The sequence below is a fragment of the Bradyrhizobium sp. 2S1 genome, assembly GCF_011516625.5.
Taxonomy (GTDB): Bacteria; Pseudomonadota; Alphaproteobacteria; order Rhizobiales; family Xanthobacteraceae; genus Bradyrhizobium; species Bradyrhizobium septentrionale.
Genome location: NZ_CP147717.1, coordinates 2,580,539 through 2,593,411, shown reverse-complemented (window position 1 = coordinate 2,593,411; position 12,873 = coordinate 2,580,539). Strand labels below are relative to the sequence as shown.

Here is a 12,873-nt window from a genome sequence, read left to right as displayed (position 1 = left end):
CAGCTTACCTCAAATCCGGCGGGGCAGGACGTGAATGTCCTGTAATGCCGGGAGATAGAATGATCTGATCGTCCAAGGCAAGTTCAGTTTGGAACGATTCTTAAAGGAACATCAGATATTTCAATCACTTATATGACAGACAAACGTGATCATCCGCTCTCGCTCATCGAAGTCCGGCGTGCCGCGGGCGACCCGCGCCGCGGCTGGCTTTCGGCCGATGGCTGGACCGTGCCGGTGGCGCTCGGGCGCGGCGGAATTCTCGCCAACAAGCGCGAAGGCGACGGCGGCACCCCGCGCGGCATCTTCCATCCGAGGCAACTCTGGTGGCGCGCCGACCGGCACCGGCTGCCAAAGACCATGCTGCCGGCCCGGCCGATCCGCCGCGAGGATGCCTGGTGCGAGGACCCCGCCGATCGCCACTACAACCAGCCGATCAGGCTCGATCGGGAGCAGGGCGGCGACCGCCTGACCCGCGCGGATCATCTCTACGACTTCATTGTCGAGATCGACCACAACGCCGCACCGCGCATCGCCGGCCGCGGCAGCGCCGTGTTCCTGCATCTGGCGCGGCCGAATTTCGCGCCGACCGCGGGCTGCGTCTCTATGACGAAGGCCTCGATGCTGCGGCTGTTGCGGCGGATGTCTCCGCAGACCAGGATCGTCATCGAGTAGCCTTTTCTTTTGACGCGTTTTCTTCACGCGAACCGGTACCCACTTCGCTCGAAAACGCTCTAGCTTGGAATAGCTGAGCATCGGTTTTCCCACGCGACAAGCGCGACGCGTTTGTGCTGAGATTGCGCACAACACAAAAATATTCCCGCGGGAGCGAAAAACCATGCTCGACAGCAACCAGATCGCGGCCGCCGCAAAAATCCTGCACGATCACTGGCAGGCGGGAACAAAACTCGGCGCGCTCGACGGTGCCATGCGGCCGCGCGACCGCGCCGAGGGCTATGCGGTGCAGGCTCAGCTGGAAAAGACGTCGCGCGAAAAACTGTTCGGCTGGAAGATTGCGGCGACCAGCGAGGCCGGCCAGAAGCACATCAATGTCGCGGGACCGCTCGCCGGACGCATCCTCGCCGAGACGCTGATTGCAGATGGTGGCACCGCGTCGATGAAGGGCAACGAGATGCGCGTCGGCGAGCCGGAATACGCCTTCCGCATGGCGCGCGATCTGGCGCCGCGCACGACGCCCTACAGCGTGCAGGAGGTGCTCGACGCAGTCGCCACGCTGCATCCGGCGATCGAGATTCCGGATTCACGCTTCGCGGATTTCGTCTCCGCCGGCGAAGCGCAACTGATCGCCGACAATGCCTGCGCGCATCTGTTCGTGCTCGGAGAAGCAACGTCAGCAGACTGGCGCGCGATCGATCTGGTCGAGCAGCGCCCGACCATCACGCTGCGCGGCGAGCGCTACACCGGCCACGGCAAGAACGTGCTCGGCGATCCCCTGATAGCACTCGCCTGGTGCGCCAACGAACTGCGCGCGCTCGGGCTGACCTTGCGGGCAGGGCAGGTCGTCACCACCGGCACCTGCCACCCGCCGCCGCCGATCGCAGCCGGCGATCATTTCCAGGCGGATTTCGGCGCGATCGGAAAAGTGTCGGTGAAGTTCGCGTAGGCGGCGCACGCGCCACACACTCCGCCGTCGTCCCGGCGAAGGCCGGGACCGCGGCCATCAGACATTCTTCCAACAGCCGAGCCAACACCGTCATCCTGAGGTGCGAGCGGAGCGAGCCTCGAAGGGTGCACGGCCCGGCTGGTGGCCGTCGATCCTTCGAGACGCCGCTTCGCGGCTCCTCAGGATGACGGGTTTAATCTCGGTGTGATCCCAGCGAACCGCCCTGCAACACTACGCGTGCACCACCGTCCGTGTCCCAAAGATCGCCGAGCCGACGCGCACATGGGTGGCGCCCATCTGGATCGCCACGGCAAAATCCGCGCTCATCCCCATCGACAAATTCTTCAGCCCGTTGCGCGCGGCGATCTTGGCGCAGAGCGCGAAGTGCGGCGCCGGCGCCTGGTCGACAGGGGGGATGCACATCAGCCCGGAGATCGGCAGGCTATATTTGTCGCGGCACGCGGCGATGAAGCTATCGGCGTCCTGCGGCGCGACGCCGGCCTTCTGCGGCTCCTCGCCGGTATTGATCTGGACGAACAGGTCCGGGTGCTTCCCTTGATTTTTGATTTCCTTGGCTAACGCTTCGCAAATGCTGGTGCGATCCACCGAGTGGATCGCGTCGAACAGCGCGACCGCCTCCTTGGCCTTGTTCGACTGCAGCGGCCCGATCAGATGCAGCTTCAATCCTGGATTAACCTGGATTAACTCCGGCCACTTGCCCTTGGCCTCCTGCACGCGATTTTCGCCAAATACGCGCTGACCTGCGCCGATAATCGGCAAAATTGCGTCGGCAGCGAAGGTCTTCGACACCGCGATCAGCGTCACCGATGCGCGGTCGCGCCGCGCTTCCTTGCAGGCATGCGCGATCTCCCGCTCCACGGCGGCGAGGCCGTGTGGTGAATCGGCCGATAACGGCGTGGTCGGGCTTTGCGTCATGCTTGTGCCGTTCTCTAACAGGATGCGGGGGGTGGCTCGAATTTTACCAAATTCGGGAAAGGCTTTTTGAAGCCCTTCATTTTACCTTGCGCACGGGCAAGGGAATAGAATGTCGGGCGTCAATTTCAACCGCAACCGCGTCAAACTCAAGAAGGTTCTGGGAATTCGTACCCGGCTGGCCTTGCTTGCGCTGATGCTGGTCGCGCCCTTGATGCTCGATCGCGTCCGCACGCTGGAGAATTTCCGCTCGACGCAGCTCGCGCAGGCCGCCGCCGGCTATGCCAATCTGACCGCGCACGCCGCCGAAACCCAGCGCGAGGTGGTCTCCTCGGTCGAGACCATGCTGAAATCCGCCGCCTACATCCGCGCCTCCGGCGGCATCGCACAGAGCTGCGAGGTGCTGCGCGCCAGCCTGCCGACCGTGCTGCCCTGGATCCGCAGCATCATGTTCGTCTCCAGGGACGGGCTGGTGCAGTGCTCCACCCTCAACAGCCAGGTCGGGATGAATATCGGCGACCGCGAATATTTCAAGAAGGCGCAGGACAACCGCGGCTTCGTGTTCAGCGATTATCTGCGCGGCAGGACCAATGGCCGGGCGATGATGATGGCGGCCTATCCGGTGGCCGCGATCAATCCGGAGCAGGACGCCGTCGTGGTCGCCGGCATCAACATCGACTGGCTGTCGCAGATCATGGCCAATCTCGGCGGCCAGCCCGGCATGTCGGCGGTGCTGGTCGACAGCACCGGCGTGGTGGTAGCGGCACCGGCGGACCATGCGAGCCTGATCGGCCGCTCGCTCGACACCATCCCGTTGATGGCGGCGATTGCGGAGAAGGCGCTGAGCTATGACGAACCATCAGGCTCGGTGTCGTTCACCGCAGCCGACGGCGGCCAGCGCACGCTGAGTTTTGCGCGCATCGCCGGAACGCAGTCCCGGTTGATCGTCAGCATGGACGAGGCCAAGGTCACGGCGGCGATCAGCCGCGAGATCCGCACCGCCTATCTGCAGCTCGGCTTCGTCTGCCTTTTCGTTTTGTTGGGTGCCCTCGTCGGCGCGGAACGGCTCGTGATCCATCCGATCGAGCTGATGACCAGCATGGCGCGGCGGTTCGGCGAGGGCGACTGGTCGGCGCGCGTCGCCAAGCACAGGCTGCCGGCAGAATTCGTGCCGCTGGCGCGCGCCTTCAACGCGATGGCGGCGCAGCTCAGCCAGCGCGAGCTCGTGGCGTCCAATGACCGTCTCACCGTGATGGCCTCGATCGACGCGCTGTCCGGCCTCGCCAATCGCCGCGGCTTCCAGAGCCGGCTGGATTTCGAATGGATGCGGGCGCAGCAATATGATTGCGAGCTGTCGCTCTTGATGATCGATGTCGATCACTTCAAGCTCTACAACGACACCTACGGCCATCCCGAGGGCGATGTCTGCCTGACCAGGATCGGCGAAACGCTGGCCGGGATCGCCGGCGACACCATGGGCTTCGCCGGCCGCTATGGCGGCGAGGAATTTTGCCTGCTGCTGCCGAACACCGACGCCGCGCATGCGCTCGCGATCGGCGAGACGGTCCGCACCGCCGTGCTCGGCCTCGCGGTGCCGCATGCGCCCTCCAGCTACTGCGTCGTTACCGTCAGCGTCGGCGTCGCGACCACAAAACCAAACGACACCCAGCGCCCCGGCGACCTGATCGAAGCCGCCGACGCCGCCCTCTACGCCGCCAAGCGCCGCGGCCGCAACGCCGTGATCGAGCACGGGTTCTTGCAGACGCTGGACGAAGCCGGGATGGCGCTGGCGAGCTGACCGTATCGCCGTGCGGCGGTGGTGGACCCGCCCTCAAGCGACGCGGACGCGTCGCCATTCCAAAGCAGCGTTTTCCGGCGCAAAATCAGCTGTACGACTGCGAGCACATGGTGTTCTATCCCTTGGAACCGGCTGCCTGAGCGCAGGATTGGCAGCGACAACGGGGACTTGCCGTCTATCTGGCCTCGCGGCAGGTACGGCGGAAACAGAACATGGTGGCGTCATGAGCAGCCTGCCGAGTCCGGATCAGGCGAGCGAACCTCAGTGGACCCGGCTGCCGACGAACGTCGGGAGCGAGGCTCCGCATGCCGAACGCCGGCAGCTGACCGTGGCTTTTGTCGACATCGGCGGCTCGACACCCCTGAGTGAGCGCATCGATCCCGAAGAATTCTTTGCGATTATCAAAACCTACCGCGATATCTGCGACGAGGAGATCAGTCGCTATGGCGGTCACATCGCAGACTGATTGGCGACGGATTGTTGGCCTATTTTGGCGTGCCACAAGCCCACGAAAACGATCCCGAACGCGCGGTGCGCGCTTCGCTGGCGGTCGCCGCGGCGATCAAGGAACATCAGTTTCCGCTGTCGGATGGCAGCTTCGTCCGCCTTGGTGTGCGGATCGGCGTGAACACCGGAGTGGTCGTCGTCGGCAGCGTGCCCGGCGAGCCCCCCGAACGGCGGGAAGTGTTCGGCAGCTCCGCTCATGTCGCGGCCCGCCTGCAAGGGCTCGCCGGCGAGAATGGTGTCGTGGTCGGGGCGAGCACTTACGAGCTGACCCGCGGAACATTCAACTATGTGCCGCTGGGCAGACGACCGCTCAAGGGCGTGGAGGAGCCGGTCGACGCCTGGAGCGCGGAAGCTCTTGCGCCCAGCGAGAGCCGGTTCGACAGGGCGCAGAGGTTGCCTCTTGCTCCGATGATCAGCCGAGCCAGCGAAAGCGCACTGCTTGCCGAAATGTGGCAGCAGACGGTCGCGGGCGCGGGACACGTCGGCGTCATTTCCGGCGAGCCCGGCATCGGCAAGTCACGCCTGATCCGTCAGTTCCGCAGCTCCCTCGATGCGTCGCGCCGCGGTGTTGTGTCGCTGCAATGCTCGCCGTTCCACATCAACACGCCGCTTGCCCCGGAAATCGAGCGGCTCAGGCGCGTGACCGGCATCCAGGAGGCCGACGACGCGGAACTCGCATTGGCAAAATTGCGCTCGTTTTTGGCAAGGGAAGCCCCCAACGTCACGAACGCGCTGAGCTACTACGGGGCTGTCCTGTCGATACCCGCCTGCTCGGAATACGAACCCGTGGATCTCGGGTCGCCCTTTGAGCGCGACCGGGCTTTTCAGGCATTCATCGATGTTCTCATCGCGGCCTCGCGCAAGCGGCCCATCCTGATTGATGTGGTGGAACGGCCCGCTCCGACAGCATCATCGTGCTAAAACGTGGTCGTTGTTCGAACGCCACAAGGAGGGACCGTTCCATGAAGCAGGTTAGCACCATCGGGTTGGATTTGGCGAAGCACATTTTTCAAGTTCACGGCGCGGGTGCCGATGGCTCGCCGGTGTTCAACCGGAGACTACGGCGCAGCGAGGTCCTGCATTTCTTCTCGAAGCAGCCGGCCTGCCTTGTCGGAATAGAAGCCTGTGGCAGCGCTCACTATTGGGCACGCGAGATTGCAACTCTCGGCCATGAAGTGCGGCTGATCCCACCAGCTTACGTCAAGCCGTTTGTGAAGCGTGGAAAAACGGATGCGGCGGATGCCGAGGCCATCAGCGAAGCCGTGACTCGCAAGACCATGCGCTTCGTTCCGATCAAAACGGCCGAGCAACAAGCCGGAACGATGGTCCTGAAGAGTCGCGCACTTCTGGTGAAACAGCAAACGCAGACGATCAACGCCCTGCGCTCGCATCTGGCTGAGTTGGGCATCATTGCCGCCGCCGGCCGGACAAAGGTCGAGGCGTTGGTTGCAATCGTACGGGATGTAGCAGATATCCGCTTGCCTGCGGCAGCGCGCTTCGCGCTGACGGCAGTTGCCGATCAGATCGAGGCTCAGGCGGACCAGATTGACAAGCTCGAGCGAGCCATTGTTGCTGCGGCAAGGACCGACAAGGACATGCGCCGACTGACTACCATCCCCGGCATTGGAGCCATTACAGCGGCGACCATCAAGGCGCTGGTGCCAGATCCCGGCGGCTTCAAATCCGCTCGTCACTTTGCTGCCTGGCTGGGACTGACGCCGCGACAGCATTCGAGTGGGGGCAAGGAGCGGATGGGGCGAATCTCGAAGATGGGAAACCCCGAACTTCGGAGCCTCCTCGTTCTTGGGGCGACATCCGTCCTGCGAATTGCCCGGAAGGCTGATCGGGCGCCGCCATGGTTGAAGTCGCTGCTCGCCAGACGTCCGTACAAGGTGGCAGCGGTCGCACTGGCCAACAAGACAGCGCGAATTGCCTGGGCGCTCTTGAACAGGGGTGGGATTTATCGGCATCCGGAGACGCTAGCGACGACTACGCCTGCCGCTTGATGAATACAGCAGTTGTCAAAGAGATCTGACCGGCGCGGGCCGGCAGAGGGCAAGGAGCAATAACAGGCGATGAACCCACGGGACGAAATCCCGACACGAGTGAGGCTGGCGCGACAATGCGCTTCAAGCGCGTCTGATTGATTTAGCCCCTTGTGTCGCGGACTTCATCGAGGCCAGCGGTCATGCGCCGCGCTTTACAGGCCGTATACATGACCGCACCGCTCCCATGTGTGAAGTCGACTGAGAAAGCTCTTGCGCCCGCGGGCCGTTCCATACATGTCGCGGAGGACGTCCAGTGGATCGACCCGACCACCATCGAACTGGTGGGACGGATAACAGCTCGCTGTTCTGGCGAGCGGGTGATGATCCTGATCACGCATCGCGATGACTACCAGGCAGACTGGTTGCCGGGCTCGGCAGTTCGACGAATTGCTCTGCAAAAGCTGGCACCGCACGAATGCGAGCAAATGGTGGCAGCCGTTGCAGGCGGCGATGTCGTCTCACGCCGGATCACCAGCCAGATCGTTGCAAGAACGGATGGCGTGCCACTTTTCATCGAGGAGTTTACGCGGGCCGTGATCGATGCCCGCACGGTCGAGCGCACCGCTGACGGTTTGGCGCTGAGCAGGAAATTGCCCGAAACGCTGGTGCCGTCGAGTATTCAAGACTCGCTGATGGAGCGCCTTGATCGCCTTGGTCCGGCCAAGCGTGTCGCCCAGATCGCCTCCGTGTTCGGGCGGCAATTCAGCTATGAAGGTATTTTCAACGTCCTTCCGGGTAGGGACCAAACGCTGCAATTCGCGTTGCGGGCGCTGGAAAGCGCAGAGATCGTGTATCGCGTCGAGCAATCCCAAGGCGCCATCTTCGCGTTCAGGCACGCGATGATACAGGAGGCCGCCTACTCCTCGCTGCTCAAGGAGGAGCGGCGCGAGCTCCATGCGCGCGTCGCGTCATGGATGCTTCAGGAGGCCGCGATCCGGGAGAGCAGTCAGCCTGCCGTGCTCGGCTATCACTATGCGCGCGCAGGCAACATTCCGGAAGCGATCGAGGCCTGGCTTCAGGCCGGCAAATCGGCGCTCCGTCGATCAGCCACCAAGGAAGCCGTGGCCCATTTGCGCGAAGGTCTCTCGCTGATTCCGCGGCTGCCCGCTTCACAGCAGCGCTTCGAAGCTGAAATCGCGCTGCAATCCAACCTGGCGATGGCCTACACCGCGAACGCAGGGTGGTCCGATCCGCACGTCTATGGATCCTACAGTCGCGCACTCAAGCTTTGCGCGAGCCATGGCACCACGCGTGAGAAGGCGACGGTGCTGTGGGGAAGTGCCATAGCGAAGCTGGTCAACTGCGAGCTCACCAAGGGCCTCGAGCATGCGGAGGATTTCGTCCGGAGGGCCGAGGAGTGGCGCGACGACGAGGCTGCGCTCATGGCGTACACCGCCGCCCTGATCGCCAACTTCTTTCTCGGTCGTCTGGAGCAGGCGAGCCAGCTCGCCGCTTTGATCAGCGCCCGTTACAATTCTCGTGATCACGGCAAACTGGTCCAGATCTATCAGCATGATCCATTGATCGTGTCGCTGGTCTATTCCGGACACATCGAATGGCTGTTGGGTCGGCCCGGCCGCGCCAGAGAGTGCTGTAAGACGGCGCGGCAGCTCGCCAATGAGATCGGGCACCCCTTCATGCTGGCGTTTGCCTCCATTCTTGGCGTGTCCGATCACTGGTATGAAGGCGATCTTGCGGCCAACCTTGCCAGCGTCGAACGCGGCCTGAAGGTCGCTGATGAGTTCGGCTATCCAATGTACCGGGTCATTGGTCCCTTATGGGCGACCTCTGCGCTGGCTGCACGAGGCTCTGCGCCTGTTGTGCTCGAGCAACTGTGCGGCCTGCTGGAAAAACTACCGGTCGAGGATCGGTGCATTCAGATGCCGCTCTATCGGATTCTGCTCGCCACCGAATTCGGACGGATCGGGCAGATCGAAAGGGCTCGAAGCTTCGCGGCTTCGGCTGCATCCCTGGTGAAGCAAACCGGCGAGCGCTGGGCTGCTCCCGAGATCGATCGGATCCACGGCTCGCTGTTGTGCCAGGAGCCATTGCGAGACGACCGGGCTGCCATGCGCCTGTTCAAACGCTCGCTTGCCTCCGCCAGGAAGCTCGGGGCGGTCGGCTGGGAATTGCGCACGGCGATCAGCATCGCGCGCTTGCTCGGCGCCAGCGAGAGCGCATCCAGACGCGCCGAGGCACGAGACCTGCTGATCTCGACCCGAGCGAAATTCGCATCCGCGGAAACGTCCCGCGATCTGCGTGAGGCTGATGACCTGTTGAGAACGCTGAGCTAGAACCTTTCCGTTCCGATAGAATCGGAACGGGCTCAACGCTTGGCCGACTTACGTCGTCAGCGATCCCAAAAAGCGGATCGCCCGGAGGCTCGGCAGGAACGCGTAGGCGCCGCCCTGGGTATTGACGAATCGCGGCAAGCCCCGCAGCCGGATCGTGTTGCCGGATTTGAGCGGCAAGTCGAACCAGCTGGCGGCCGTATCGTTGGCGCCCGTGACCGGATCGTTGGATCCGGTGATGCGCGGATCCTGCAGGCCGAGGTTCAGCCAATCGCAGGACATGGCCTCGAACTGGGCGCCAAGATTTGCCCCTATGAAGTTGCCCAGCAGGCCTCGCTCCGGTTCGGGCTTGCGCGGCTGCGTCCGATCATAGGCTGGCCCGTAAGGCACGCCTCGCCGAACAAGGCGCCGGCTGTTGTTCGCCACCCGTTGCACGATCTGTCCGCCCCGCGGGTTGCTCCGGCGGATATGGGCTCCGTAGGGGCAACGGGACTCGCCGACGTAGTCGAAATTGGCCGCCTTGACCAGTTTGGGATCAGGCACGTCTGCCGAAAGGGCCAGCGGCGTGCCATCGCGCCATCGACCGCACAGGTTGGCGGCGACGATCTCGCGCAGGGCAGCACGAGGCGTCGGGCCTTCGATCGAGAGGACTTGGCAGATTTTCGCTTCAGCGCCGGGCGGCAGCAATTCGCCGACGGCCCGCGTGTCCTTGAGCAATTCGTCGGCGGCCTGATCGAGATATTCCTCGAAGCCTGCGACGTCCTGCTTCAACACGCGAAAGGCGTTGAAGGTGCCGTTGTGTCCCAACTCTTCCGGCTGAGGAACCCGCCACATCAAACCTTCCAGGTTGGTCCGATGCCCCAGCAATACGGTGCCGAGCGGAGCCCTGGGCTGACCGTCGTCATAGCGATCCGAGTCATGAATGCCCTCGAACCTTGGTTGCATGATGTTGTCGCGGTAGCCGAAGTGAACGCGGTCATCGGGGAAGCTGCAGCCCTCGCGGGTGTCGAGCAGCGTGACGGCGCTTGTGTCGGCGAGGGCGCGCTTCTGGACGTCGTCCAGCTGCTCGACCTTCTCGGCGTAGATCGTCGCGATGAGATGGATCCGCTTGGGCTCGTTGAAGGGTTTCGGCCAGTTTTCCGGCGCGGGCGGTCATGCCTTCGATGAACTCGTTCGGGAACATTTCAAGCGAAGCGATCGGCGTGCCGAGGGCGCGCAATCCCTCGTAGGTCAGGCCGATGTTGAAACAGGTGTCCGGCTTGCTTGCCCCCCAGTCTCCGCTCGTGATCTGCGGAACACCATCGTTGCGGCCGGATGTCGAGGCGGCGAACCAGCGCCTGGCCGCCACGCGATCGGCGACCTCCAGGATGAGGTAGCGCACGTACGGCTTCTTGGTGTAGCCACGCAAGATGTTGCCCTGCAGATCAGCTAAGTTGACCATGGCGTTCACCAACCTAGCTCCAATCGTTCGCGGACCTGAGCCGCCGAAAATCCAGGATAGGCTCGGTAGCCGCTGCCGAGCGAAACGTTCGGATTGGCGCGAAGCTGCAGCACCAGTTTGCGCGGCAGCAGGGTCAGATCGTCATTGACGGGTGATACGGCCCTGTCTCCATTCAAGGCTTCCTGATCTCTCAGAAAATCGGTGGCGGTGTCCGGCACCTGGTACAGGTCGCGCTCGTGCACCCATTGGATGAACGCGTCGACATTCTTCTCGCAAGGGATCACGTCATCTCCGCCTTCGACGAGCCCGACCACGGCATCGAACACGCTGCCGATCGTGGCGATGAAGTCACGAATGTAATTGGTGAAATCCCCGTCATAGACGGAGAACATGCAAATGTTGTCGCCGACGATGACGAAGCGGGCGAAGTGCACCGTGCCGACATTGTTCAATCCGGCATAGATCGCATCCTTGTTTTGCGCGATCGCCAGCGCGGCTTCCGCTCGTCCGATCGGCGACTTGACCTTGAGCGGCATGATCAGATTCATCATGCATTGGACATTGTCACCGTGCTGGAACGACGCGTGGGGACCACCGGGCAGGGGCTTCACCGGCGTTTTTCGCGCCCAGTAGGGCACCAGGATCCATGACGCCGCGCTCTTGAAGAAGAGGGTCGTGGGCAACCAGTCCACAAAACGATCGAGCACACCTGCATCACTTGGCATCATCCGGCCTCCACTTGAAGGGACACCCGCCGCGCATTTCACGCGAGGCTTCATAGGCGCCTAGGCGGGCCTTGAGGATCGGATCCTCGGAGGGTTCGATGCCGGGCGCGAGACGGTTCGGATTGAAGCTGATGCGTTCGCCGGCCTTTTCCTGATCTTCGGCCACCTCGATCAGCGTCAGGGTCCCCATGGCGATCCGGATTCGTGTCCCCGGCCAGGGCTTTGTGGGATCGTTGAGCTCATCGCCCGCCTCGCCGATCGTCATCATCAGCATGAATCGGGCCGGCCACCGCCGCAGGCGGTCTCGCAGCTCCGCGCGCAGATAGTCATCGCGCGGCGCTGCGAGAGGATCGGTGTTGCAAACGCCTGCGACCGGCTGCCAGGAAAAGCGAACGGGGCGGCGAACGCCATTGGGTGCCGTCACCCAGAAGGTGTGGACGGCGTGATAGGCCGCGCGGGCATAGCTCACCGGCGCGCCGATCAGTCCGATCTGAAATATTCCCAGCTGTGCAAACCGGTGCTGGTCGGCGTAATGGAGTGCTCCCGCATCGACACTCTTTTTCTCGCTCGGGTACGGGTTTCGCCGAGGCACCTTAAGCTGCAAGAGGTCGCCAAGCTTGCGCCACCAGGTCTCTCTTTGGTACGGCTCGAGCGTCGCGACCTCCGAGAATCCGAAAAATTCCTCGACATTACGGACGAAGAATTCGGCAAGCGTCGTGGCGATCAGGTCGCTCGCGGTCCCGTCCGACAGGTGAAAACGTGTCGCCATTCCCCGGACATCGGACCATCCATCATGCCGCTCCGGCCCCCCCAATCCGTTGGAGAATCTCACCGACGCGTCGACGGGCTTTCCGTTGAAATGCTCCGCGGTGCAATAGGTGCGCGCCACATTCGACGCCACGAATTTGCCCTTCACGCCGATGCCGAGCGTGTGAACCGGCCTCTGCCCGGGGACCGGCGCCGGCAAATTGGCAATGATGACCTCGACGAGCCGCTTTGCTACTGATGGATCGACCATGCCCCGCTCCATTGCACGGACCGCTGAGGGTGTGCCGTCGTGACGCTCGGTACTTTCAGCGTTGTCGATCGAACTCATCCTGCGCCCCTGGCGCCGATGTTACATTCGATCGCCGGCCGGATATGTGACGTCGTTCACAAAGTGCCGAACGAAGCGCCGCGCAATTCAAAGCGAACAGGTTCGACACTTTCGATGGCGCACGCGCGGATCGCTGGAGTGAGCGTTGGCGGCGCCTCCTGAAAACGTCGGCTTTTGACCCGAAGCGGAAGTCGAATCTTGTTGGCTTCTGCAACCACCGTCGTTTTTTCATCCGATCTGGCGGCGAGGGGTTTGAGCAGATTCGGCCGGAATCTCGGCAGAGAAATATGCTAGGCTTGGCCCGAAGGCCGTGGGCACGGCAATCAGACGACGCGAGTTAGTGGGTCTCCTTTGCGGACAGATTGCCGCGCTCAACGGTCGCTCAGATTAGACTTTGCGGTGCATCCGTTGGA

General features: G+C 63.0%; 12 protein-coding genes. 7 read left to right on the top strand and 5 right to left on the bottom strand.

Translation table 11 applies throughout. From position 1 onward, the window contains the following. The first annotated feature begins 132 nt into the window (after positions 1–132). Positions 133–672 carry a L,D-transpeptidase family protein gene (locus tag HAP54_RS12235; protein WP_166300275.1) on the top strand — a complete coding sequence of 180 codons (540 nt, stop codon included), beginning with the start codon at positions 133–135 and terminating at the stop codon, positions 670–672. Between the two features lie 163 nt (positions 673–835). Then, the gene (locus HAP54_RS12230) at positions 836–1,621 is read left to right on the top strand and encodes a 2-keto-4-pentenoate hydratase (RefSeq protein WP_166300273.1); all 786 of its coding nucleotides are present in this window, start codon (positions 836–838) and stop codon (positions 1,619–1,621) included. Positions 1,622–1,852: 231 nt separating this feature from the next. Here the strand turns inward: HAP54_RS12230 and HAP54_RS12225 are convergent, their stop codons facing one another. Then, positions 1,853–2,557: a YggS family pyridoxal phosphate-dependent enzyme gene (locus tag HAP54_RS12225; protein ID WP_166300271.1), complete on the bottom strand. Its 705-nt coding sequence runs from the start codon at positions 2,555–2,557 to the stop codon at positions 1,853–1,855. 109 nt (positions 2,558–2,666) lie between these two features. On the opposite strand from HAP54_RS12225, the gene HAP54_RS12220 reads away from it, so the two are divergent. The 5 genes from HAP54_RS12220 to HAP54_RS12200 all read left to right on the top strand — a co-directional run bounded on the left by HAP54_RS12220 (position 2,667) and on the right by HAP54_RS12200 (position 9,201). Beyond that, complete coding sequence (locus HAP54_RS12220; RefSeq protein ID WP_166300269.1) at positions 2,667–4,352, top strand: sensor domain-containing diguanylate cyclase; 1,686 nt, start codon at positions 2,667–2,669, stop codon at positions 4,350–4,352. 223 nt (positions 4,353–4,575) lie between these two features. Further along, positions 4,576–4,818, top strand: coding sequence for a hypothetical protein (locus HAP54_RS12215; RefSeq protein WP_224741287.1), 243 nt, complete (start codon positions 4,576–4,578; stop codon positions 4,816–4,818). A gap of 14 nt (positions 4,819–4,832) precedes the next feature. Continuing rightward, positions 4,833–5,780 (top strand): AAA family ATPase, encoded by a 948-nt coding sequence (locus tag HAP54_RS12210; RefSeq protein ID WP_248114235.1) that lies wholly within the window; start codon positions 4,833–4,835, stop codon positions 5,778–5,780. Positions 5,781–5,821: 41 nt separating this feature from the next. Then, the gene (locus HAP54_RS12205) at positions 5,822–6,865 is read left to right on the top strand and encodes an IS110 family transposase (protein ID WP_166214583.1); all 1,044 of its coding nucleotides are present in this window, start codon (positions 5,822–5,824) and stop codon (positions 6,863–6,865) included. A gap of 362 nt (positions 6,866–7,227) precedes the next feature. Further along, positions 7,228–9,201 (top strand): ATP-binding protein, encoded by a 1,974-nt coding sequence (locus tag HAP54_RS12200; RefSeq protein ID WP_224741289.1) that lies wholly within the window; start codon positions 7,228–7,230, stop codon positions 9,199–9,201. Between the two features lie 48 nt (positions 9,202–9,249). Here HAP54_RS12200 and HAP54_RS12195 read toward each other — a convergent pair whose 3' ends face one another. From HAP54_RS12195 to HAP54_RS12180, 4 genes are read right to left on the bottom strand one after another with little or no spacing between them, the layout of a single operon-like run. After that, complete coding sequence (locus HAP54_RS12195) at positions 9,250–10,143, bottom strand: hypothetical protein (protein WP_166300267.1); 894 nt, start codon at positions 10,141–10,143, stop codon at positions 9,250–9,252. Between the two features lie 31 nt (positions 10,144–10,174). Further along, entirely contained in the window at positions 10,175–10,648 is a 474-nt protein-coding gene (locus tag HAP54_RS12190; RefSeq protein WP_166300265.1) for a hypothetical protein, read from the bottom strand. Next, entirely contained in the window at positions 10,645–11,367 is a 723-nt protein-coding gene (locus HAP54_RS12185) for a hypothetical protein (RefSeq protein WP_166300263.1), read from the bottom strand. The genes HAP54_RS12190 and HAP54_RS12185 overlap by 4 nt, the downstream gene beginning before the upstream one ends. After that, positions 11,354–12,460 carry a catalase gene (locus tag HAP54_RS12180; protein ID WP_339156840.1) on the bottom strand — a complete coding sequence of 369 codons (1,107 nt, stop codon included), beginning with the start codon at positions 12,458–12,460 and terminating at the stop codon, positions 11,354–11,356. The genes HAP54_RS12185 and HAP54_RS12180 overlap by 14 nt, the downstream gene beginning before the upstream one ends. Positions 12,461–12,873 lie beyond the last annotated feature (413 nt).